Annotated in this window: 21 protein-coding genes; 16 read left to right on the top strand and 5 right to left on the bottom strand. The window is 65.6% G+C overall.

Going from position 1 to position 23,113, the window contains the following annotated elements:
• Positions 1-30 precede the first annotated feature (30 nt).
• Positions 31-702: a YggS family pyridoxal phosphate-dependent enzyme gene (locus N6L26_RS11900; RefSeq protein WP_263605769.1), complete on the bottom strand. Its 672-nt coding sequence runs from the start codon at positions 700-702 to the stop codon at positions 31-33.
• 22 nt (positions 703-724) lie between these two features.
• Between N6L26_RS11900 and N6L26_RS11895 the strand changes: the two genes are divergently transcribed.
• The 4 genes from N6L26_RS11895 (at position 725) to ald (ending at position 6,528) form a co-directional block, all read left to right on the top strand.
• A complete protein-coding gene (locus N6L26_RS11895; protein ID WP_263605768.1) occupies positions 725-1,252 on the top strand; it encodes a thiamine phosphate synthase in 528 nt (175 codons plus the stop codon).
• Between the two features lie 56 nt (positions 1,253-1,308).
• Positions 1,309-3,642 carry an FtsK/SpoIIIE family DNA translocase gene (locus N6L26_RS11890; protein WP_263605767.1) on the top strand — a complete coding sequence of 778 codons (2,334 nt, stop codon included), beginning with the start codon at positions 1,309-1,311 and terminating at the stop codon, positions 3,640-3,642.
• 96 nt (positions 3,643-3,738) lie between these two features.
• Positions 3,739-5,325: a DUF389 domain-containing protein gene (locus N6L26_RS11885; protein WP_263605766.1), complete on the top strand. Its 1,587-nt coding sequence runs from the start codon at positions 3,739-3,741 to the stop codon at positions 5,323-5,325.
• A gap of 87 nt (positions 5,326-5,412) precedes the next feature.
• A complete protein-coding gene (gene ald, locus N6L26_RS11880; protein WP_263605765.1) occupies positions 5,413-6,528 on the top strand; it encodes an alanine dehydrogenase in 1,116 nt (371 codons plus the stop codon).
• Here ald and N6L26_RS11875 read toward each other — a convergent pair.
• Together N6L26_RS11875 and N6L26_RS11870 are read right to left on the bottom strand one after the other, a co-directional pair.
• On the bottom strand, positions 6,525-6,917 hold the full coding sequence (locus tag N6L26_RS11875; RefSeq protein ID WP_263605764.1) for an acyl-CoA thioesterase: 393 nt from the start codon (positions 6,915-6,917) through the stop codon (positions 6,525-6,527). The two genes, ald and N6L26_RS11875, sit on opposite strands and share 4 nt — an antisense overlap.
• Entirely contained in the window at positions 6,914-9,055 is a 2,142-nt protein-coding gene (locus N6L26_RS11870) for a S9 family peptidase (RefSeq protein ID WP_263607309.1), read from the bottom strand. The genes N6L26_RS11875 and N6L26_RS11870 overlap by 4 nt, the downstream gene beginning before the upstream one ends.
• Before the next feature lie 154 nt (positions 9,056-9,209).
• Between N6L26_RS11870 and N6L26_RS11865 the strand changes: the two genes are divergently transcribed.
• From N6L26_RS11865 to N6L26_RS11840, 6 genes are all read left to right on the top strand, one after another.
• Positions 9,210-11,015 carry an aminopeptidase P family protein gene (locus N6L26_RS11865; RefSeq protein WP_263605763.1) on the top strand — a complete coding sequence of 602 codons (1,806 nt, stop codon included), beginning with the start codon at positions 9,210-9,212 and terminating at the stop codon, positions 11,013-11,015.
• A 76-nt stretch (positions 11,016-11,091) separates the two neighbouring features.
• Entirely contained in the window at positions 11,092-11,487 is a 396-nt protein-coding gene (locus N6L26_RS11860) for a VOC family protein (protein WP_263605762.1), read from the top strand.
• A 1-nt stretch (position 11,488) separates the two neighbouring features.
• The gene (locus N6L26_RS11855) at positions 11,489-11,887 is read left to right on the top strand and encodes a cupin domain-containing protein (RefSeq protein WP_263605761.1); all 399 of its coding nucleotides are present in this window, start codon (positions 11,489-11,491) and stop codon (positions 11,885-11,887) included.
• Between the two features lie 176 nt (positions 11,888-12,063).
• Positions 12,064-12,738: a hypothetical protein gene (locus tag N6L26_RS11850; RefSeq protein ID WP_263605760.1), complete on the top strand. Its 675-nt coding sequence runs from the start codon at positions 12,064-12,066 to the stop codon at positions 12,736-12,738.
• Positions 12,739-12,788: 50 nt separating this feature from the next.
• Complete coding sequence (locus N6L26_RS11845) at positions 12,789-13,526, top strand: response regulator (RefSeq protein ID WP_263605759.1); 738 nt, start codon at positions 12,789-12,791, stop codon at positions 13,524-13,526.
• Positions 13,523-14,938 carry a sensor histidine kinase gene (locus N6L26_RS11840; RefSeq protein WP_263605758.1) on the top strand — a complete coding sequence of 472 codons (1,416 nt, stop codon included), beginning with the start codon at positions 13,523-13,525 and terminating at the stop codon, positions 14,936-14,938. Before N6L26_RS11845 ends, N6L26_RS11840 begins: the two co-directional genes overlap by 4 nt.
• Here the strand turns inward: N6L26_RS11840 and N6L26_RS11835 are convergent.
• Positions 14,935-16,509, bottom strand: coding sequence for a DUF853 domain-containing protein (locus N6L26_RS11835; protein ID WP_263605757.1), 1,575 nt, complete (start codon positions 16,507-16,509; stop codon positions 14,935-14,937). The two genes, N6L26_RS11840 and N6L26_RS11835, sit on opposite strands and share 4 nt — an antisense overlap.
• 111 nt (positions 16,510-16,620) lie before the next feature.
• Here N6L26_RS11835 and pabB point away from each other — a divergent pair, with 111 nt between their 5' ends.
• From pabB to N6L26_RS11810, 5 genes are all read left to right on the top strand, one after another.
• On the top strand, positions 16,621-18,447 hold the full coding sequence (gene pabB / locus N6L26_RS11830; protein ID WP_263605756.1) for an aminodeoxychorismate synthase component I: 1,827 nt from the start codon (positions 16,621-16,623) through the stop codon (positions 18,445-18,447).
• Complete coding sequence (locus N6L26_RS11825) at positions 18,447-19,100, top strand: RluA family pseudouridine synthase (RefSeq protein WP_263607308.1); 654 nt, start codon at positions 18,447-18,449, stop codon at positions 19,098-19,100. Before pabB ends, N6L26_RS11825 begins: the two co-directional genes overlap by 1 nt.
• Positions 19,093-19,497, top strand: coding sequence for an alternative ribosome rescue aminoacyl-tRNA hydrolase ArfB (gene arfB / locus N6L26_RS11820; protein ID WP_263605755.1), 405 nt, complete (start codon positions 19,093-19,095; stop codon positions 19,495-19,497). The genes N6L26_RS11825 and arfB overlap by 8 nt, the downstream gene beginning before the upstream one ends.
• A gap of 117 nt (positions 19,498-19,614) precedes the next feature.
• On the top strand, positions 19,615-19,782 hold the full coding sequence (gene rpmG / locus N6L26_RS11815) for a 50S ribosomal protein L33 (protein WP_050601641.1): 168 nt from the start codon (positions 19,615-19,617) through the stop codon (positions 19,780-19,782).
• 74 nt (positions 19,783-19,856) lie between these two features.
• Complete coding sequence (locus N6L26_RS11810; protein ID WP_253521456.1) at positions 19,857-20,519, top strand: LolA family protein; 663 nt, start codon at positions 19,857-19,859, stop codon at positions 20,517-20,519.
• 244 nt (positions 20,520-20,763) lie between these two features.
• On the opposite strand, the gene N6L26_RS11805 is transcribed toward N6L26_RS11810, so the two are convergent.
• A complete protein-coding gene (locus tag N6L26_RS11805) occupies positions 20,764-22,221 on the bottom strand; it encodes an alkaline phosphatase (RefSeq protein ID WP_263605754.1) in 1,458 nt (485 codons plus the stop codon).
• Positions 22,222-22,312: 91 nt separating this feature from the next.
• On the opposite strand from N6L26_RS11805, the gene xth reads away from it, so the two are divergent.
• Entirely contained in the window at positions 22,313-23,104 is a 792-nt protein-coding gene (gene xth / locus N6L26_RS11800) for an exodeoxyribonuclease III (protein WP_263605753.1), read from the top strand.
• Positions 23,105-23,113: the final 9 nt, after the last annotated feature.

Raw genomic sequence — 23,113 nt, 5'->3', positions numbered from 1 at the left:
CTGCCGCTGCGCTACACGAGGGGATGTGGGTTACTCGGGAGCAGGACGCGCGCCAAACAGCGCGGTGCCCACGCGTACATGCGTCGCGCCTAGCTTGATCGCGGTTTCGTAGTCTCCGCTCATTCCCATGCTGCGACCTTCCAGGCCGTGGTCGCGCGCGAGCTTGTCGAGGAAGGCGAAGAACGGCGCGGGCTCGATATCGGCGGGCGGCAGGCACATCAGCCCCGCGATCGGGATATCCGCAGCGCGCGCCTGATCGAGCAGCACGGGCAGGTCGGCCAGCGGACAGCCGCCCTTTTGCTGTTCCTCGCCCAGATCGACCTGCACGAAGCAGGGAACGCGCTTGCCCGCCTTGTCCATCGCCTTGGCCAGCGCCTTGACGAGGCTGGGCCGGTCGAGCGAGTGGATGACATCGAACAGCGCGACCGCATCCTCCGCCTTGTTCGACTGCAACTGGCCGATCAGGTGCAACTGGACCGCGGGATGCGCCTCGCGCAGCGCGGGCCACTTGCCCTGCGCTTCCTGCACGCGGTTCTCGCCAAAATGACGCTGGCCTTCACGCAGCAGCGGTTCGATCGCTGCGGCCGGATGCATCTTGCTGACGGCAATGAGCGTCACCTCGCCCGGTTCGCGGCGGGCGATCTGGCACGCCTGCGCGATAGTCGCCTGCACCTGCTGAAGCGGGGTCTCTGCCTTTTCCATCGCGGCGCGCTATAGCGACAATATGCGCGATAAACAGTCCCTCCCGCTGATCTGGTTGCTGAGCGATGCCCGCAATGACGCGCGGCTGGAGGAAGTGCTCGCAGCGCTCCCGCAAGCCTCGGGTTTCGTCTTCCGCCATTACCACCTCGCCCCCGCCGCCCGGCGCGCGCGATTCGACACCCTCGCCGCTGCGGCGCGGGCGCGCGGCCATACGGTGATCCTCGCCGATACGCAGGATTGGGGCGCCGATGGCCATTACGGAACGCCCGACAGGCTCGGCCGCGGCCTGCGGCTCGCCACCGCGCATGACAAGCGGGAAATGCAGGCCGCCGTGGCGGCGCAGGCCGACGGCATCTTCCTCTCGCCGGTCTTCCCGACCGCCTCGCACCCCGGCACCGCCACGCTGGGCATTGCCGGGTTTCACGCGTTGGCAGACACATCTGCCGTTCCGGTAATCGCGCTGGGCGGCATGACCCACGAGCGCGCGCGCGAACTCGACTGGCCACGCTGGGGCGCGATCGACGGACTCGGTTCGACGAAGGCCGCTTGACGGCGGACTCCCCGAGGATTCATACTGCGCGCTCTCGACGGATCAGGGGAACTCACATGGCTTCGCGCGCAGGCGCAGCACCCGATTGGCGCGCGGCGTTTCGCCGCTCCTTCCGCCGCGCCACGCATATGGCGGGCGCCGGAGTGCTGTTCGCGCTGCTCGTTTTCCTGACGCTGGCGCTGGCGAGCTATACCCAGACCGATCCCAGCCCCTCGACTGCGGCCAGCGGGGCGGACATCCGCAACTGGATGGGCGCCAGCGGGGCCTGGGCGAGCGAACGCGCGCTCAATTTCCTCGGACTGCCCGCAGTGCTCCTGCTGCCGCTGTTTTATATCTCCGCGCGGCGGCTGTGGACCGGGGTCGAGCGCGAAGACGAAGAGGAAACGCCTGGCCGCTGGTGGCGCCCCGTCGCCATGCTGCTCGCCGCGATCGCGCTGCTCGACACGGTGCTGGCGCTGGTTTTCGAGCCCGCCACCGGCAGCCTGCCGGCAGGCGTTGGCGGGTTGTTCGGCCAGCTCGGCGGGCTGGGGATCGAGGCGGTCGCCGCGCGCTTCGGCGGCGCCTTCGCGGGCTGGATCGTGCTGGTCCTCGCCCTGATCGCGCTGGGTGGCGGCATCGCGCTGGTCACCCGCGTGTTCGCGATCGACTGGGCGCAGTTCCTTACCCTGCCCGACTTCGTGAAACGCAAGGCGCAGCTCCCCGAACTCGACCTGCCGCTCGCGCCGAAGAAGCAGAAGCGCGCGGCCAAATCGTCCGAGGATGATGGGGCGGAGCCGGTGCCGATGAACGAACCGCGGCGCGCTCCTGAAATCGCCGATCCTGCGCCGACCCCGGTGCAGCCCAGGCCGGCCAAGGCCAAGCAGCGCGACATGTTCGCCAATTACCAGCTGCCGAGCCACGATCTGCTCGACGACGCCCCCGACCATACCGCGCCCAAGCTCGACAAGATGGCGCTCGAACGCAATGCGCGGCTGCTCGAGAACGTGCTCGACGATTTCAACGTCAAGGGCGAGATCACCGCGGTGCGCGCGGGGCCGGTGGTCACCATGTACGAACTCGAACCCGCGCCGGGTATCAAGGCCAGCCGCGTGGTCGGCCTGGCCGAGGATATCGCGCGCAACATGTCGGCGATCAGCGCGCGCGTGTCGCCGATCCCGGGCAAGACGGTGATCGGTATCGAACTGCCCAATGCCGACCGCCAGATGGTCAGCTACAAACAGCTCGCCAATTCGGCTGCCTTCGTCGACCATCAGGGCAGCCTGCCGATGATCCTCGGCAAGGATATCGCCGGCGAACCGATCGTCGCCGATCTTGCCGCCATGCCGCACCTGCTGGTCGCGGGCACCACCGGTTCGGGCAAGTCGGTCGGATTGAACGCGATCCTGCTGTCGCTGCTCTATCGCTTCACGCCCGACGAATGCCGGTTGATCCTGATCGATCCCAAGGTGCTCGAGCTGAAAAGCTATGACGACATCCCGCATTTGCTCAGCCCGGTGGTGACCGAGCCGCACAAATCGGTCCGCGCGCTCAAATGGGCGGTCGAGGAGATGGAGCGGCGCTACCGGATGATGTCGTCGGTCAATTCGCGCAATATCGCCGGGTTCAACGAAAAGGTCGGCAAGGCGATCGAGAAGGGCAAACCGCTCCGCCGCCGGGTGCAGACCGGCTTCGATCCCGAGACCGGCGAGGAGCTCTACGAGGAAGAGCAGCTCGATTACGAACCGCTGCCGCTGATCGTGCTGATCGTCGACGAGCTGGCCGATCTGATGGTCACCGTGGGCAAGGAAATCGAAGTGCTGATCCAGCGACTGTCGCAGAAGAGCCGCGCGGCGGGCATCCATCTGATCATGGCGACGCAGCGCCCCTCGGTCGATGTCATCACCGGCGTGATCAAGGCGAACCTGCCCACGCGCATCAGCTTCAAGGTGACCAGCCGCATCGACAGCCGCACGATCCTGGGCGAGCAGGGTGCCGAGCAGCTGCTGGGCAAGGGCGACATGCTCTACAAGCCCAATACCGGCGCGATGATCCGCGTGCACGGCCCATTCGTCAGCGACGAGGAGGTCGAACGCGTCGCAACCCACTGGCGCGCACAGGGCAAGCCCGATTACGTGGACGCGGTTACCGAGGAACCGGAAGATGGCGGCTTCAACTTCGAGGACGAATTTACCGCGTCGGACAATCCCGAAGAGCGCAAGTACCGCCAGGCCTGCCAGATCGTGATCGAGAACCAGAAGGCATCGGGTTCGTGGCTGCAGCGTCAGATGGGCGTGGGCTACAACACCGCCGCGAAGTGGATCGAACGCATGGAGGCCGAAGGGCTGGTGGGCCCTGCCAACCATGTCGGGCGGCGCGAGATCTTCCGCGATCAGGATGGCAATCCGCTTTAGCGGCATGCCCGCCGGGATGGCAGTAGCGCGACGCCACGGGCTCGCAGCGCAAAATTGGCGGGACTCTCGCATTCCATCCGGCTAAATCGCGCGGTGATGCCCCCATCTTCCGATACTTCGCCCGCCCCGTCCGTCGATAATTCGACCGAGGAAACCGCCTATCGCACACGCCGGCCGATCAGCCGGCTGACGATGCTGCGGGCGCTGGTCGAAGTGCGGATGTGGTGGCGCGACGGGGTGATCGCCGATCTCGACCATGTCGCCACGATCGAGCGCGTGCGCGGCGAATCGCTGCTCACCAGCCGCTATATCTTCATGACCGCGATGAGCGCGGGCATCGCGATCCTGGGCCTGCTGTTATCCTCGCCTGCGGTGGTCATCGGCGCCATGCTGCTCTCGCCGCTGATGAACCCGATCCTCGGCACTGGCTTCTCGCTTGCCACGGGCGATGCCGATTGGCTGCGGCGCTGCGGCAAGGCGCTGGTGGCGGGGTCGGTCTTCGCAATCCTGTTCTGCGCGCTGATTGTCTATTTCTCGCCGCTGCAGACGGTGACCGAGGAAATCGCCGCGCGCACGCGGCCCAATCTGTTCGACCTGCTGGTCGCGCTATTTTCGGCGTTGGCGGGATCTTATGCCGTGATCCGCGGGCGCGAAGGCACGATCGTGGGGGTGGCGATCGCCACCGCCCTGATGCCGCCGCTGGCGGTGGTGGGCTTCGGTCTGGCGACCTTCAATTGGACGGTCTTCGGCGGCGCGCTGGGCCTGTTCATCACCAACCTCGTGACGATCGGCCTGACCGCTGCGCTGATGGCGCGGCTCTACGGCTTCCAGTCGGACATGACGCATCGCCAGACCCGGTTGCAGTCGATGGTGATGGTGGCGGTGTTTGTCTCGCTGGCGGTGCCGCTCGGCTTCTCGCTGAGGACGATTGCGTGGGAGGCCAACGGCCAGCGAATCGTCAACCAGGAGGTCGCCGAGGCCTTCACCGGACGCGCGCGGGTCGAACAGCCGATCGTCAATTGGGCGGCCGAGCCCGTAACCATCGCTGCCAGCGTCTTCACCCCCGAGTTCAATCCCGGCGCCGACAGCGAGGTGGCCGAACGGCTGTCCCAGCGGCTGGGACGGCCGGTGGTCGTGACGATCGACCAGTTCCAGGTCGGTACCGATCCGGGCGCCGCCGAGCAGGCCGCATTGGCGCAGGCGCGCGTGCGCGAAGCGGCCGAGGCAAGCGAGCGCCAGATCGCCACGCTGGGGCAGAGCGTGGCTCTGATTGCCGGGGCCGCGCGCAAGGATGTGATGCTCGATCGCGAAAACCAGACGGTTCAGGCGACCGCGCAACCGCTCGCGGGTCTCACCCTCTCGGGCTACCGCCAGCTGGAGCAGCGGCTCGAGCGCACGACGCCGGGCTGGACGGTTGATTTGCGCCCGCCCCTTGTCGCCTTGCCCGAGGTTACCGTGGGCGAAGAGGGTCTCGATGATGCGAATACTTCGCGACTCGCGCTGATCGGCTGGGCTGCGCGGCGCACCGGTCTGCGGATCACGCTGACCGGCAGCGCCGCTGCGCTGAGTGTAGTGACGCAGGCGCTTGGCACGGACGCGCGCTATGTAGATGCCAGTGCTACCGGGAATGGAAATACCGTGACCGCCGAGTGGTCGACGGCCGCCGACCAAGCGCAGAACTGAGCCCAGGGTGACCTCATCGAAGGGTGTGACAGGCTTGCCGCCGCTTGGTTGCAGTTGTAACGGATGCGCGCAATCAAGGAGTCCCCCATGCGCATCGGCAGCCCCAAGGAAATCAAGAACCACGAATACCGCGTCGGCCTGACGCCCGAGAGCGCGAAAGAGCTCGTCATGCAAGGCCACGAGGTGTGGATCGAGACCAATGCGGGCGCCGGCATCGACGCCAATGACGACCAATATGTCGCCGCAGGGGCGAAAATCGTCAACGGACCCGATCCGATTTTCGCCGAATGCGAAATGGTGGTGAAGGTCAAGGAACCGCAGGCAGTCGAGCGCAAGAAGCTGCGCGAGGGCCAGATCCTTTACACCTATCTGCATCTGGCACCCGATCCCGACCAGACAAAGGAACTGCTCGATAGCGGTGTCACCGCGATCGCCTACGAAACGGTGACCGGTCCGCGCGGGCAGCTGCCGCTGCTCAAGCCGATGAGCCAGGTGGCCGGTCGGATGAGCGTGCAGGCGGGCGCCACCGCGCTTGAAAAAGCGCATGGCGGACGCGGCGTTCTGCTCGGCGGCGTCCCCGGCGTGATGCCGGGCAAAGTTGTGGTGATCGGCGGCGGCGTGGTCGGGTTCAACGCCGCGCAGATGGCGGTCGGCCTCGGTGCCGATGTGACCATTCTCGACCGCGATCCCGAAGTGCTCGAAAAGGTCGGCACGCATTTCGAGGCGCGCGCCAGCACGCGTTTCTCCAACGCCGCCAACCTCTACGACGCGGTGACCAATGCCGACCTCGTGATCGGCGCGGTGCTGATACCCGGTGCCGCAGCACCCAAGCTGGTGACGCGCGAAATGCTCAAGGACATGCACAAGGGTGCAGTGCTGGTCGACGTCGCGATCGACCAGGGCGGGTGTTTCGAAACGAGCCGTGCGACCACGCATGCCGAACCGACCTATGTCATCGACGATGTCGTGCATTATTGCGTCGCCAACATGCCCGGCGCGGTGGCGCGCACGAGCACCTATGCGCTCAACAATGTGACGCTGCCGCATGCGCTGCGCATCGCGCGGATGGGGTGGAAGGCCGCGCTGGCAGCCGATCCGCATCTCGCCGAGGGGCTCAACGTCCACCGCGGCGAAGTGACCTATGAAGCGGTCTCGAGCGAGCTGGGATACGACTATCGCCCGGTGGCCGACCTGCTTCGCTAGAGGAAGGGGGCGAGCACTTCGGGGCGGACGCGCGCCAGCCGGCCGCTTTCGCGATCGAGCATCGCCCAGGTCGTCGCCGCAGAGACGATGACCTTGCCCGCCGCGTTGCGAAAATCGACGCGGCGGAGCGAGGTCGCCCCGCGCGCCGGACCCTCGATCCAGGTGGTGCCCTCCGCCGTGTCGCCGGCATCGATATTGCCGCGGTAATCGATCTCGTGACGCACCACGAGCCAGACAAACTGCTCGCGATCCTCCGCGCGCCCCATCGCGTCCCAATGCGCGGTGGCCATGTCCTGGATCCACTGCACCCACACCGCATTGTTGACGTGCCCCATCTCGTCGATGTGGCGCGCCTCTGCTGTGAAGCTGCGCGTGAAGCCGGCTGTCACTCGGCCTCGTCCATCTGCCACAGGATGAAAGCGACCTCCTCGGCGGTTTCGTAGATCGACTGGAAGCGGCCCGATTTGCCGCCATGGCCCGCGCCCATATTGGTCTTCAGCAGCAGCTCGCTATCGCCGGTATTCACCTCGCGCAGCTTGGCCACCCACTTGGCGGGCTCCCAGTAGGTCACGCGCGGATCGTTGAGGCCGGCAGTCACCAGCATCGGCGGGTAATCCTGCGCCGTCACCTGATCATAGGGGCTGTAGCTGAGGATATAGGCGAAGGCCTGCTTGCTGAGGATCGGGTTGCCCCATTCGGGCCACTCGCCCGGCGTCAGCGGCAGCTCTTCGTCGAGCATGGTCGACAGCACATCGACGAAGGGCACATGCGCCACGACCGCGCCCCACAGCTCGGGATCGGTGTTGACCACCGCGCCCATCAGCTCGCCGCCCGCCGAACCGCCCGAAATGCTGATCCGGCCTTTCTCGGTATAGCCCTTGGCGACCAGCCCCTTCGCCACATCGACGAAGTCGTTGAAGGTGTTGGTGCGTTCGTTGAGCTTACCTTGCAGATACCACTTGCGGCCCAGATCGTCGCCGCCGCGGATATGCGCGATGGCATAGGCATAGCCGCGATCGACCAGGCTCAACCGCGAAGTCGAAAAGCCCGGCGGCACGGCATAACCATAGGCGCCATAGGCATAGAGATGCAGCGGCCCGGCCTTGGACCGGTCCTTGCGCATGATGATGCTGACCGGGACCATGGTTCCGTCGCGCGCGGCGATTTCCACCCGCTCGGCAGTGTAGAGCGAAGGATCGTAGCCGCTGGGGATTTCCTGCTGTTTGAGCAGTTCGAGCTCGCCCGTCGCAACATTGTAATCATAGACCGAATCGGGTGTGACCATGCTTTCATAGGCAAGCCGCAGCGTGTCCTGGTCGTATTCGGGATTGTTGCTCAGCCCTGCGCTGAAGCTGGCTTCGGCAAAGGCGATCGGTTTGACCAGATTGGGGTCGGCGTAGGACCGCAGCTGGATCTGGTCGAGCCCGCGCAATCGCCCTTCGGTGACGTAGAAATCCTTGAACAGGTCGAAACCGGTCAAGTAAAATTCGTCCGATCCGGCGATCAGAGTAGTCCAGTCGCCGGGCGTGTCGAGCTTGGCAGTCGCCAGCCGGAAATTGACGTGATCGTCATTGGTATGTACCCACACCGTGCCGTCGCGCACATCGACATCGTATTCGACGCCCTTGTTGCGTGGCTTGACCAGCACCGGTTCGGCGGTGGGTTCGCTGGCGGGCACGAGGCGGACCTCGCTCGTCTCATTGTCGCCGGTCGCGATGATCAGCCAGTCTTCCTGCGCCGACAGGCCCGCGCCGACGCGGAAGCCCTCATCCATGGTTTCGCGGTAGAGTTCGACGTCCTCGCCCAGCGGTGTGCCGAGGACATGCATCGTCGCGTCATGGACGCGCCAATTGTCGTCAGCGGTGCCATAGACCAGCGCGCTGTCGTTCTTCACCCAGACAAGGTCCGACAGCGTGCCCGGTATCTCGTCAGGCAGCAATTCACCCGTCTCGAGATCCTTGATCCGCGCGGTAAAGCGTTCGGAGCCGTTGGTATCGGCAGAATAGGCGAGATAGCGCCCATTCTGCGACACCGAAAACGCGCCCAGGCGGAAATATTCGACCCCTTCGGCCAGCGCGTTCTCGTCGAGGATGAGGACATCATCGCCCCCCGCAACCGGCTTGCGGTAATATTTGCGGTATTCCGCGCCTTCCTCGAACTCCGACCAGTAGAGATAGTCCCCGCGGCGCTGGGGCACGGTCGAATCGTCTTCTTTGATCCGCGCCTTCATCTCGGCGAACAATTCGTCGACCAGCGCCTGCTGCGGTTTCATCCGCGCTTCAAACCAGGCGTTCTCCGCCTTGAGGTGGTCGAGCACATCCGCGTCGTCGACCGTGGGATAGGACTGGTCCCTCAGCCAGTGATACGGATCGGCAATCGTGATCCCGTGATGCGAATAGCTGTGGTCGCGTTTTTCGGCAGTCGGCGGCGAAGTCGGCTGTGTCACTGTGGTCCCTTCGGAATTCTGGGCGTGAAGCGGTGCGCTGAGCGCCAGCGATGCGGCAGATAGGAACGCGGCATATCGCATGAAAGGCATAGGTGGTCCTCCCCCGGGCGGCGCAAAACTGGAAAGGAGCGCCGCGGATGACTATGACAGGCCAGTGATTATGCGGCTGCGCCACGCGCCGCAAGCGCCGAGTCGCCCCCCAAGCGCGACCGGCACGAGTGAAAAGGATTTCTCGATGCTGATGCAAACTTACGAAGCCCGCCTCCACGGATTGCGCCAGGAACTCGCCCGGCGCCGCCTCGACGGCTTCGTCATTCCGATTTCCGACGAGCATATGAGCGAATATGTCGGCTCCTATGCCCAGCGGCTCCATTGGCTGACCGGTTTCGGCGGCAGCGCGGGCAGCGCAGCGGTGCTCAAGGACCGCGCCGCCATGTTCACCGACGGCCGTTATACGGTGCAGGTGCGCGAACAGGTCGACGGCGCGCTCTATGCCTATGAGGATGTGCCCGCGACATCGCCCGCCAAATGGCTCGCCGAACACGCAGCCGAAGGTGCCCGCATCGGCTATGACGCCTGGCTGCACGGCATCGGCTGGGCCGAGGAAGCCGAGGCGCTTTTCGCCAAGAAGGGTATCGAGCTGGTCCCGGTGGACGGCAATCCGATCGATGCGATCTGGGACGACCGCCCGCAGGCCTCGCTCGCCGCGGCAGTACCGCATGGCGACGAACATGCCGGTCGCTCAAGCGCCGACAAGCGTTCCGAAGTGGCCGACTGGCTCAAGGGCGAAGATTATGACGCGACGGTGATCAGCGCGCTCGATTCGGTTGCCTGGCTGCTCAACATGCGCGGCACCGATGTCGACAACACGCCGGTCGCGCTGTCCTATGTCCTGGCGCATGCCGATGGAACTGCCGAACTGTTCATTGCCCCCGACAAGGTCACACCCGAACTGACCCAGCATCTCGGCAATGCGGTCACCGTGCGCGATCGCGACGATTTCGTCCCCGCGCTCGAAGCCTTGAAGGGCAAGACCGTCGCGGTCGATCCCAACCATGCGGTGGCAGGCATCTTCCACGCGCTGCAGACCGGCGGCGCGAAAGTCGTGCGGACCGACGATCCCACCGTGCTGCCCAAGGCGATCAAGAACCCGGCGGAACAGCAGGGCCACCGCGATGCGCAGGCGCGCGACGGGGCAGCGGTTACGCGGTTCCTCCACTGGCTTTCGCTCGAAGCGCCCAAGGGCGGGATCGACGAACTGACCGCCGCCGCCAAGCTGCGCGAATTCCGCGAGGCAGGCGGTGTGCTCAAGGATGCCAGCTTCGACACGATCAGCGCCGCGGCGGGCCACGCCGCGCTGCCGCATTACAAGGTCGACGAAGAGAGCAATATCCCGATCCCGCCTTCCTCGATCTACCTCGTCGATTCGGGCGGCCAGTATCTCGATGGCACCACCGACATCACGCGTACCGTATGGGTCGGTCCGGGTGAACCGAGCCCCGAGATGATCGAGCGCAACACGCGTGTGCTCAAGGGGCACATCCAGCTCGACATGCAGAAATTCCCCGACCGCACCACTGGCGGCGCGCTCGACGCATTGGCCCGCATGCATCTGTGGAACGGCGGGGTCGATTACGGCCACGGCACCGGCCACGGTGTGGGCAGCTTCCTCTCCGTCCATGAAGGACCGCAGCGGATCAGCAAGCCGGGCTGCGCTTTCCCCGGCACCGAAACCCCGCTGCGCGAAGGCATGATCCTCTCGAACGAGCCGGGCTACTACAAAGCCGGCGACTACGGCATCCGCATCGAGAACCTCGTGCTGGTGGTCGATGCCGGCGTGACGGGAAGCGAAGGTAAATATCTCGGTTTCGAGACGCTGACCTTCGTTCCGCTCGATCGCACGCTGGTCAACAAGGCGCTGCTGAGCGCGGCCGAGATCGACTGGTGGAACAATTACCACACCGCCGTGCGCGCGGTCCTCGCGCCGCAGCTCGAAGGTGCGGATCTGGCCTGGCTCGAGGAACAATGCCAGCCGCTGTAGGCCAGCTCTTGTAGGATCGTCGCTGTTCCCGTAATGTTCTGCTGGTCGCGAGTCGTTTTCGACAAGGAGAATTCGCATGATCGGTTATGTGACAGTGGGGACCAATGACCTCGCACGCGCCGCCCAGTTCTACGATCCCGTCGCCGCCGAACTGGGTGTCGGGCGGATGATGGATTTCGACAGCTTCATCGCCTGGGGCGATATGGATGGCGCTGCAGGCATCGCTGCGACCAAGCCGTTCGACGGCGAGGCGGCGACCGTTGGCAATGGCACGATGGTGGCGCTGCAGGCGCAGGATCGCGACCAAGTGCAGCGGCTCTACGACATCGCGCTGGCAAACGGCGGCAGCTGCGAGGGCGAACCAGGGCCGCGCGGCGAACCCGATGCCAATGGCATGGTTTTCTATGCCGCCTATTTCCGCGATCCCGATGGCAACAAGCTCAACGCCTTCCTGATGGACAGGGTGGCCTGACATGTCCCAGCCGTACCGTCTCGCCGATAGGTTCATCCATCTGGGTCTGGGCGCGACTGCGGTGCCGCAGCCGCCCTTCGAAGGGCTGGAATGGTACGAAAGCTATGGCGAACGGCACGGGGCCGACGGGCGTGAGGGGCGGCTGGTCAGTCAGCACCATTTTACCGAGAGCTGGCCCAGCTGGGAAATGCACCCGCTGGGCGAAGAAGTGGTGATCTGCACTGCGGGCACCATGGCGCTGACGCAGGAATTCCCCGACGGGCGGCGCGAAACCACCACGCTGGATGCGGGGGATTATGCCATCAACCCCGCGGGCGTGTGGCATATCGCCGACGTCGAGAAGGAAGCTACCGCGATATTCATCACCGCGGGCGAAGGCACCCAGCACCGGCCCCGCTGACTTGCAGCGCGATGAACAGATCCGCCGTGCCGATGCAATCCGTTACAATTCAGGCCATGTTCGGGATATTGCTGCGACATTGCAGGCCTAGAACGGGGATACGAGCTGCGGCGGGCAATACGTCCCTCCCCTCAGACCCCTGGTCCGTCGCAGCTCTCCACTTTTGGAGATAAGCAATGAACAAGACCTTCCTCACTCTCTCCGCTGCCGTGCTGGCACTGACCGGCACTGCTGCGATCGCGCAGCACCGTGGCGGGGAAAATCCCGATACCGATGGCGATGGCCGCATCACGCTGGCTGAAATCCAGGCCACCAGCGCCGCGCGCTTCGCCCGCATGGATGCCAATGGCGATGGCGTGCTCAATGCCAACGACCGCGCGGCCAAGGGCGCCCAGATGTTCGCCCAGGCCGACACCGATGGTGATGGCGAGCTGACCGCAGCAGAAATGACGGCCGCGCGTGAAGCCCGCAAGGCGAACCGGCCGAAACGGGGCGATCGCGCCGAACGTCGCGGCACTCGCGGCGGTGATCGCACTGCCCGCATGGCCGAGCATTTCGCCAAGGCCGATACCGACAAGTCGGGCGGCCTCTCGCAAGCCGAACTGGCCGCGATGCACGAAGCTCGCGGCGAACGCGGCAAACGTGGTGGCCGTGGCGGGAAGCGCGGCGGCATGCACAAGAGCGCCGATACCAATGGCGACCAGGCGATCAGTCGCGCCGAATTCGATGCCTCGGTGCAGGCCCGGTTCGCCAAGGTCGACACCAATAGCGACGGCGCGATTTCCGCCGAGGAACGCGAAGCGCACAAGAGTGAACGCCGCTCCAAGCGCGCCGAACGCCGCGGCCAGTAAGCGCTTGCCCGCACGCGCCCCACGGCGGTAGGCGCGGGATTGAAGCAACCATGACCGATCCCGCGCCCACCTCCATCCTGCTTGTCGATGACGAGCGCAGTCTACGCGAACCCCTGGCGGACTATCTGTCCCGCCAGGGGTTCGTCGTGACCGAGGCGGACAGCGCCGCGCAGGCGCGCACGCTGCTGGCGCAGGACCTGCCCGACCTCGCCCTGCTCGACATCATGATGCCCGGCGAAGACGGGCTGTCGCTGTGTCGCCACCTGGTCGAGAGCCGCGGACTGCCGACCATTCTGCTGACCGCCAAGGGCGAAGCGATGGACCGGATCATCGGCCTGGAAATTGGCGCCGATGATTATGTCACCAAGCCCTTCGAACCGCGCGAACTGGTGGCGCGTATCCGGTCGGTACTGCGTCGTGCCGAACGGCCTGCCGCGGCGGCGGACGAAGAATTGCTCTATCGGTTCGAAGGCTGGCAGCTCGACCCCCTAAAGCGCCGCCTGACCGATCCCGACAGTGCGCTGGTGCCGCTCTCGACCGCCGAGTTCCGCATGCTGCGCGCCTTCTGCGATCACCCGCGGCAGGTCCTCGACCGCGATCGCCTGCTCGATATGGTACAGGGTCGCGAGGCGCAGCTGTTCGACCGCGCGGTGGACAACCAGATCAGCCGCTTGCGGCGCAAGATCGAGACCGACAGCCGCAGCCCGCATTTCATCCAGACCGTGCGCGGCGGCGGCTATCGCTTCGGCGCCGAGGTCACGCGCGTGGCGCGCGACGACAACGCATGACGCGGTTCCTGCCCCGTAGCCTGCTGGGCCAGGTCATGCTGGCGCTGGCCGCCGCGCTGCTGATCGCGCAGGCCATCTCGGCGACCATGCTCTACCGTGCAGCTTCCGAGCGGCGCGAGCTTGCCGTGACCAGCGCAGCAAGCTTCCAGCTCCTCGTCGGCCAACGCCGCGACCTGCGTGACGAAGGGCGGCGCCGCGTCCGCCCGCCATCGCGCCGGCCCGGCCCCGTCGAAGACGAACCGTTCATTCGCCTGCCGCGCAGCATTCGTTTCTCGCAGAGCGAGACCAGCCCGCTGCTCTCCGGCGAGAAACGCAATTCGGCGCGCGAGGCCGCGATCACGCGCCAGCTTGAACGCCAGGGCCTGGAAGTGGCCGAAATCGTCGTTACCGATCGGCCCCTGAAGTCGGATCCGCTCGTTGGCAAGCTGGAGGAAACCAACCCGATATGGGACCAGCGCCTGCGCACCGCGCCGCATGAATTGCTGGTCGTCGGACTGCGGCAAGAGGGCACCGAAGGCTGGCAGGTCACCCGCCTTGCGGTGCCGCCTGCCGATCGCGGCATTATCCGCACACTCGTGCTGCAGACGCTGATCCTGTTCCTGGTGCTCGTCGGCCTGCTCTATTTCGTGCTGCGCCGGATCACCCGCCCGCTCGACGCGCTGGCCGACCGCACCCGGCGGTTTGGCAGCGCAGGCGCGCCCGAGGAACCGCTGGTGCCCAGCGGCCCGCAGGATGTCCGGCGACTGATCGAGGCGCATAATGCAATGCAGGGCCGGATCGGCTCGATGCTCGACGAGAAGGACGTCATGCTCGGCGCCATCGGGCACGATCTGAAAACCCCGCTTGCCGCGTTGCGGGTGCGCATCGAAAGCGTCGAGGACGAAGGCGCGCGGCGCAAGATGGCGGCGACGATCGAGGATATTACCCGCACGCTCGACGAAATCCTGTCGCTCGCGCGCATCGGACGCAGCGATGCGCCGCCCGAAATGACCGAATTGGTCGCGCTGGCCGCGTCGGTGATCGAGGAATTCGAGGATTTGGGCCAACCGGTCACGCTGGCCAGCGGCGCGCGCATCGCCGCCCCGGTCCATCTCACCTGGCTCAAGCGCGGCCTGCGCAATCTCGTCACCAATGCGCTGCGCTATGCCGGGACCGCGCAAGTCAGCGTGCTGCGCGAGAACGGTATGGCGGTGCTGCGCGTCGAGGACGAAGGTTCGGGCATTCCCGAAGACCGCATTCACGAAATGCTCGAACCCTTCACGCGCGGTGAGGCGAGCCGGAATCGTGAAACCGGCGGCTCCGGGCTGGGCCTGACGCTGGCGCGCGCGGTGGCCGAACAGCATGGTGGAACGTTGACGCTCGCCAACCGCCCCGAAGGCGGATTGCGCGCGGAAATCCGGATCCCGACCTAGCGCATCAACCCGCCGACCAGATTGCGCACAAACCGGCCCGCGATACTGCCGCCAAACTCGGTCGCGATCGACCCGGCGGCCGAAGTGGCGGCCGAACGCGCCGGATTGGCGCGGCTTTTCTTGCCCAGCACCTTGGCAGCGATGAGCGAAGCGGCGCTGCTCGCGGCAGCGCCCGCCGCGGCCTTGCCCGCCTTTTCCCATAGCGACGTGGTCTTGCGGCTGCGCTTGCGGACTTCGGGTTCGCCCTTCTTCGCGACCTCCTCGGCGGTCGCGCCCGCGTCGACCGCCTTGGCGGCGAGCACTTCCTCCGCGCTTTCGCGATCGACCGCGACATCGTATTTGCCGTCGAGCGCGCTGACCGAATTGACGATCTTGCGCTCCTTTTCGGTCACCGGGCCAAGGCGCGATTGCGGCGGTTTGATGAGCGTGCGCTGGACCACCGTCGGCGCACCGTCCTCGTCAAGCGACGAAACCAGCGCTTCGCCCACTTTCAGTTCGGTGATCGCCTGCGCGACATCGAGTTCGGGATTGATGCGAAAGGTTTCCGCCGCCGCCTTGATCGCGCGCTGGTCGCGCGGGGTGAAGGCACGCAGCGCGTGCTGGACGCGGTTGCCCAGCTGCCCGGCGATCTTCTCCGGAATGTCGATCGGGTTCTGGGTGACGAAATAGACGCCCACACCCTTCGACCGGATCAGACGGACGACCTGTTCGACCTTGTCCTCCAGCGCCTCGGGCGCATCGTCGAACAGCAAGTGCGCCTCGTCGAAGAAGAACACCAGCTTGGGCTTTTCGGGATCGCCCACCTCGGGCAGGCTTTCGAACAGCTCGGCGAGCAGCCACAGCAGGAAGGTGGCGTACAGCTTGGGGCCGCGCATCAGCTTGTCCGCGGCGAGCACGTTGATGACGCCGCGCCCCTGTTCGTCGAGCGCGAGGAAATCGTCGATTTCCAGCGCGGGTTCACCGAAGAACATATCCGCGCCCTGACTCTCGAAGCTGAGCAGCTGCCGCTGGATCGCGCCGACGCTGGCCTTCGACACATTGCCGTAAGTGCCAGAAAGCTCCTTTGAATTCTCGTAGGCAAAGGCGAGCATGGACTGCAGGTCACCGAGGTCGAGCAGCAGCAATCCATCATCGTCGGCATGACGGAAGATGATGTTGAGCACGCCTTCCTGCGTCTCGTTGAGATCGAGCAGCCGCGCCAGTAGTAGCGGCCCCATCTCCGAAATGGTGGTGCGGATCGGGAAGCCCTGTTCGCCATACAAGTCCCAGAAGACTGCGGCATTGTCGGCATAGGCATAGGCTTCCATGCCCAGTTCCGCCGCACGGCCTTCAAGCTTGTCGGCATGCTTGAACTGCGGCGATCCCGCCATCGAGATACCCGCCAGATCGCCCTTCACATCGGCAACGAAGACGGGAACGCCATTGGCAGAGAAACTTTCCGCGAGCCCCTGCAGCGTCACCGTCTTGCCGGTTCCCGTCGCCCCGGCGATCAGGCCGTGGCGATTGGCCTGGTCGAGCCGCAGGAACTGGTTCTCGCCATTTCCGCCCAGTCCAAGAAAAATCTCGCTCATTGCGCTGCCCGCTCCCGATGGTTCGCCCGCCCTCGCGGTGTGGCGCAGCCTTGTGGGTGCGGTCAAGCTATCCCTCGACAGGCGCAGCGCTTGCGGTAAAGGCTGGCACCGATGGCGGAAAAGCGTCCCTTTGTCCTGCTCGACGATGCGCGCGAACGCGGCGCGGCAGATGCCCTGCTGTTCGAGAACCCGCGCGAAATCTTCGTCGCCCAGCGCCCCGATCAGGTGGCTGAGGTGCTCGCTGCAGCAGAATACGCGCGGCAGACGGGCGGCGAACTGGCGGGCTTCATCGCTTACGAGGCCGGACTGGCGCTGGAAGACCGCCTCCGCCCGCTCGCCGACGCACGCAGTGGCGGCGCCGGGCCGCTGGTCTGGCTCGGTCTGTTCGATGCGCCGACGCGGATCGCCGCCCCCGACGTCCCCGACTGGCTGGCAGCGCATGCGCAAGGCGCCGGCAGTGTCGGCCCGCTCGATCCGCAGCTATCGCCAGGCGGCTACACGCAGGCTTTCGAGGCGCTGCAGGAGGCGATCCGCGCGGGCGATATCTACCAGGCCAATCTGACCTTCCCGCTGGCGGGCAATTTCACCGGCGACCCGCTGGGTCTCTATGCCGCGCTGCGCCCCGCGGCGCAGGCAGGTTATGGCGGGGTGATCTTCGACGGATCGCACTGGCTGCTCAGCCTCAGTCCCGAATTGTTCGTCTCGCTCAAGGATGGCGAGGCCAAGGCCAAGCCGATGAAAGGCACGCGGCCGCGGGGCAGCGATGCGGAGATGGATACGGCGCTGGCCGAAGAGCTTGCCGGTTCGGTCAAGGACCGCGCCGAGAATCTGATGATCGTCGATTTGATGCGCAACGATCTGGCCCGCGTCGCCGAAGCGGGCAGCGTGCGGGTGGACGAACCCTTCGCGATCGAGAGCTATCCCACCGTCCACCAGATGGTCAGCGTGGTCCGCGCCCGGCTGAAGCAAGACGAAGGCGCGGTCGATCTCGTCCGCGCGCTGTTCCCCTGCGGGTCGATCACGGGTGCGCCCAAGATCCGCGCCATGGAGTTGATCGATGCGGTCGAGCGCGATCCGCGCGGCGCCTATTGCGGCGCGATCGGGAGGATCGGCGCACCGGACACGAACGGCGGCGGCGACGCGGCCTTCAACGTGGCGATCCGCACCTTGCGACTGACCGAGATCGAGAACGGCCGCGGCAAGGCGGTGCTGGGCGTGGGCGGTGCAATCGTCGCCGACAGCGAGCCGCGCACCGAATGGCGCGAAGCGCTGCTCAAGGGTGCCTTTGCACGCAGCTCCTCCCCCGATTGCCGCGCCGCGCAATTCGACTTGATCGAAACCATGCGCTTCACCCCCGACAAGGGGATCGTCCAGCTCGAAATGCATCTCCAGCGGATGAAGGACAGCGCCGCCGAGCTTGGGTTTTCCTTCGATCGTCACGAAGCGCGCAACCAGCTGCATGCGCTGTGCTTCGTGCTCGAGCAGCCCAGCCGGGTACGCCTGCTCGCCGCCCGCTCGGGCGCGATTGCGCTCGAGGCGCGCGACCTGCCGCAGGCCTGGCCAGACCCCGCCCGCTGCATCGTCATGCCGCTGCCGGTCGACCCGGGGGACTGGCGGCTGCGGCACAAAACCACCGACCGCGGCTTTTACGAGGATGCCCACCGTGTCGCGCATAGCCATGGCGCGCAAGAAGCGCTGTTCGTGCGCGAGGACGGGCTGCTGACCGAAGGCTGCGTGACCAATATCTTCGTCGATGATGGCGACGGCGGGTTGCTCACTCCGCCCGCGCGCCTCGGCCTGCTGCCCGGTGTCTATCGCCAGACCCTGATCGAGCAAGGCCGTGCGCGCGAGGCGGACCTGCGGCTCGAGGACTTGGACAAGGGCTTCTTCCTCGGCAATGCGCTGCGGCTCCTGATGAAAGCGACACTCAAGACATGATGCAGATCCCGATCCTTTTCGAAGACGGCGAGGCGCTGGTGATCGACAAGCCTTCCGGATTGCCGATCGAACGCCCGCGGCGCGGCGGCGCGTGCCTCGAAGACCATTTCGAGCAGCTCAAGCTGGGGTTCCAGCGCGCGCCGGTGCCCGTCCACCGGATCGACACCGATACCAGCGGCTGCCTGCTGCTGGCGCGCAATCCCAAAGCGCTGACGCGGTTTTCGCGCGCCTTCGAGGAACGGAAGGTCGAAAAACGCTACCTCGGCGTGCTCGCAGGTGTGCCGGGCGCAAGCGAAGGGACGATCGAACTGTCGCTGTCCAAGATCAGCAGCGCTGAAAAGGGCTGGCGCATGATCGCGGCGAAGAAGGGCAAACCCTCGATCACCCATTGGCGTGTGCTGACCGAGATCAATGGCCGCGCCCTGCTCGAATTCCGCCCCGAAACCGGGCGCACCCACCAGATCCGTGTGCATTGCGAAGCGGGGCTTGGCCTGCCGCTGCTGGGCGATCCGGTCTATGGCAATGGCAAGGGTGCCCCGCGCACGATGCTGCATGCCGCCGCGATCACTGTCCCGCGCGAGGGCAAGCCGCCGATCGCCGCGACTGCCCCGGTTCCGCGCGACTTCGCCGCGCTCGGCTTCGGCGATGGGTAGGATAGCCGAAAAGGCTCTGGAAATCGCCGAGGAGAAATTCATCGCTTCCTCGGGCCCCGGCGGGCAGAACGTCAACAAGGTCGCCACCTCGGTCCAATTACGGGTCGATGTGTTCCAATTGGGCATGGATCCCGAATCGTTCGGGCGTCTCAAGGACATCGCCGGGAGCAAGTTCACCAAGGGCGGCGAAATCGTGCTGACCGCCAATGAATACCGGACGCAGGAACAGAACCGCGAAGCGGCGCGCGAACGGCTGGTCGCGCTGCTTGGCGAGGCGCTCACCCCGCCGCGCAAACGCAAGCAGAGCCGCGTCAATCGCGTGGGCAAGGTCAAGCGTCTCAAGGCCAAGAAGGCGCGCGGTGAGGTCAAGTCAAAGCGCGGCCGGGTCGACTGGTAGGATGCTTGACTTTTCCCGGTGAATCGCCCAATGGGCGCGCCGGAACGGCGGTGCTCTGCGCGCCGCCCTTGTTTTTTCGGGCCCCATCGGCCCCATTCAGATCTTTAGGAACACGCCATGGCGAAGCCCGCAACCGTCAAGATCAAGCTCGTCTCGACTGCCGACACGGGCTTCTACTATGTGACCAAGAAGAACCCCCGGAATCACACCGAGAAGTTCACCTTCCGCAAGTACGATCCCGTCGCGCGCAAGCACGTCGAGTTCAAGGAAGCCAAGATCAAGTAATGCGCAACCAGCTGAACCGCGGGAACGAGCCGGGTTCAGCGATGGTTCAATGCTCCGACCCTAACCGCAGGAGCATGAGCACCTTGTCTTTGCAAAAGCATAAATCGATCCGCGCCGCGCTAGCCCTTTCGCTGGCCGCGGCGCTTCCTGCATCCGCCCTCCTGGCGCCGGCCCCGGTGGCCGCCGCGCAGGGCGATCTCGACAAGGCCGTTGCGGCCTTGCGCGGTATCTCGACAATGAAGGCCGATTTCGTCCAGACCGACCGCAGCGGCCAGACCGTACGCGGGGTCATGACGCTCAAGCGGCCGGGCAAGATCCGGTTCGAATACGAGAAGGGCGTGCCCATGCTCGTCGTCTCGAACGGCAAGTCGATGTATATGGTCGACTACGAGGTCAACCAGGTCCAGCGCTGGCCGATCGAGAACTCGCCGCTCGGCGCACTGCTCGACCCGAGCCGCGACGTGAAGCGCTTCGGCAAGCTGGTGCCGACCAGTCACCCCGATGTCGTCAGCGTCGAAGTGCGCGATACCAAGCGGCCCGAATTCGGTGTGATCACGCTGATCTTCGCGCGCGATGCCGCATCGCCGGGCGGGCTCCGGCTGACCCACTGGGTCGCGCTCGATTCGCAGAATCACCGCACCACCGTACGGCTTGCCAATCAGCGCTATGGCGTGGCGGTGGCCGACAGCGCGTTCACCTTCCGTGACCCGCGCCGTTCGTCCCGTCGCCCGGGATAAACGGGCACGCGGCGAATTGTGCGATCTATGCGTTATCCCGCTCCATGGCGTTCATTGAACAGCAATCGACCGAGGCCTAATTTCTAATTCACGAGACGACACGAGGCGGGTTTCCCCCCTGTTGACCCCCTCGATCTGGTTCGTCTCGTTCCAAGCGTGACGAACGCTCACAGGAAGCCCTCGCGCCAATGCCCCCGGCGTGAGGGCTTTTTGCTGTCCGGAAGGGATGAACGCGGGTGCGCGGCTATTCCGTGTCCCAGCCGAACGCCTTGCGGATCACGTCGTAAATGAGGTTCTGCTCCATCACGCCGCGGACGTTTTCGGCCCCCGGGCCATTGGCATACAGCGCGACATCCTCGCCCCCGTGCGTTTCGGAGCCCGTGGGTATTGCCGCCTGCTGGTGCGCCCCGATACCGGTTTCGGGGATCGGGCGGCCATTTGCGACGGCGGGCTTCAGCGCTCCCGGACCATTGCCATAACCGAGCGTGGTGTAGGGCTTGCCGTCCGCCGCCAGCATCGGGGCATCGGCAGGGTCGCCATCCTCGCCCCAACCTTCAGGCGGCACGACCAGGCCGAGGATATCGTTGCCGCGCCGCGGATAGCCCGCGATCGTGAAGACATGGCTGTGATCGGCAGTGACCATGATCAGCGTCTCTGCCGGGTCGGTATTGTCGATCGCCCACTGGATCGCGCGCGCAAACTCGACTGCTTCCTCCAGCGCGTAGCCCGCCTGCCCGTCGTGATGACCATGGTCGATCCGGCCGCCTTCGACCATCAGGTAGAACCCGTCGGGATCGTCCGCCAGCCGGGTTACGGCCGTCGCGGTCATCTCGGTCAGCGTCGGTTCGCTGCTCTGGTCACCGCGCTCGACCATGTAGGTCATGTGGCTGGGCGAAAAGAGCCCCAGCAGCGGCGCATCGGCAGGGGCTGCGGCCAGATCAGCAGCCGTGGTGACGAAATTGCCCCCGGTCGCCGCCGCCCAGTCCGCGGGAAGGTCGGCGCCGTCATCGAGCCTCAACCCGCCGTTCTGCTTGCCGAAGAAAGCCACGCTGCCGCCGCCCAGCGCGACATCGAACGGCGCGGCGACCAGTTGCTGCGCGATGTCGGTGCAGCCAAGCCCGCGCTGGTCTTCGGGAATGGCGGTATCGCCTTCCCAGTCGCGCGACACGCTGCGCGCATAGACCGAGGCGGGGGTCGCATGCGTGAGCCGCGCGGTGCTGACGATGCCCAGCGCCAGCCCGCGCTGCTTCACCTCTTCACCCAGCAGGCCCAGTTCGTGCCCGCTGCCCGATGCGCAATCGCCATTGGCCACGCCGGGCCCATAGCCGAGCACGCCGATCCTGGTCTTAACGCCCGTATGCATGGCGCTGGCCGTGCCCGCGCTGTCGGCCACCTGCGCGTCGGTATTGTAGGTCTTGACCAGCGCGACATTGTCGAAGGTTTCGAACGGCAGGACGTATTCCTCGCCGCTCTGCCCCTGCTTCTGGCCCGCATAGATCCGCGCGGCGGTGACGGTGGAAATGCCCATACCGTCGCCGATGAACAGGATTACGTTCTTCGCCTGGCCCGCGGCCTGCGCTTTGCTGGCAGCCGGCGCGGCGCGCGCGTCCTTGGGATAGTTGTAATTGTTGGTGGTGGTGCAGCCGCCCAGCAACAGCGCGGCGGATGCGGCCAGCGCGGCGAGGGAATGGGTCCGGATCATGTAGCTCTCCTGGCAATCGCCCCCGCGCTATCGGCTCGATCCGAAAAGGGAAAGGTGGAGTTTTCCCGGCGCGCGTCCTAAGTCGCTGGCCATGGTTTCTATCGCTACCTGGAACATCAATTCCGTCCGTCTGCGCATGCCTATCGTCGAGCGCTTCATCGAAGAGCAGGCGCCCGATGTGCTGTGCCTGCAGGAGATCAAGTGCCAGGAGCACCAGTTTCCTTACGAGGCATTCCGCGCGCTCGGCTACGAGCATTTCGCGGTGCACGGCCAGAAGGGCTATCACGGGGTCGCGACAGTCGCGAAAACGCCGCTCAAGGAATTCAGCCGCCATGACTGGCAGGACAATGGCGAAGCGCGCCATGTCGGTGTCGAGCTGACCGACCATCAGGGGATGATCGTCGAGAACGTCTATGTCCCCGCCGGCGGGGACGAGCCCGATCGCGAAAAGAACACCAAGTTCGGCCAGAAACTCGATTTCCTCGAGCGGATGACCCGCTGGGCCGATGCGGTCGACCGGCCGACGCTGATCGTCGGCGATTTCAACATCGCCCCGCTCGAAAGCGATGTTTGGAACCACAAGCAATTGCTCAAGGTGGTCAGCCACACGCCGATCGAGGTCGAGAGCCTGCAGCGCTTCATGGATGCACACGGCTGGAGCGATATCGGGCGCGAACACATCGCGGCGCCCGAGCGCTATTACAGCTGGTGGAGCTACCGGTCGAAGGACTGGAAGGTGAACGACCGCGGCCGCCGGCTCGACCATATGTGGGCCAGCCCCGAACTTGCGCGGCAGGCCACCGGCCATTCGATCCACGAATATGCGCGCGACTGGGAAAAGCCATCGGACCATGTGCCGCTGGTGACGGAGTTCACGCTCTGAGCGCAGCTT

The sequence above is a fragment of the Qipengyuania sp. SS22 genome, assembly GCF_025736935.1.
In the GTDB taxonomy this organism is placed as follows: domain Bacteria; phylum Pseudomonadota; class Alphaproteobacteria; order Sphingomonadales; family Sphingomonadaceae; genus Qipengyuania.
This window is presented reverse-complemented; position numbering and strand designations above follow the sequence as displayed.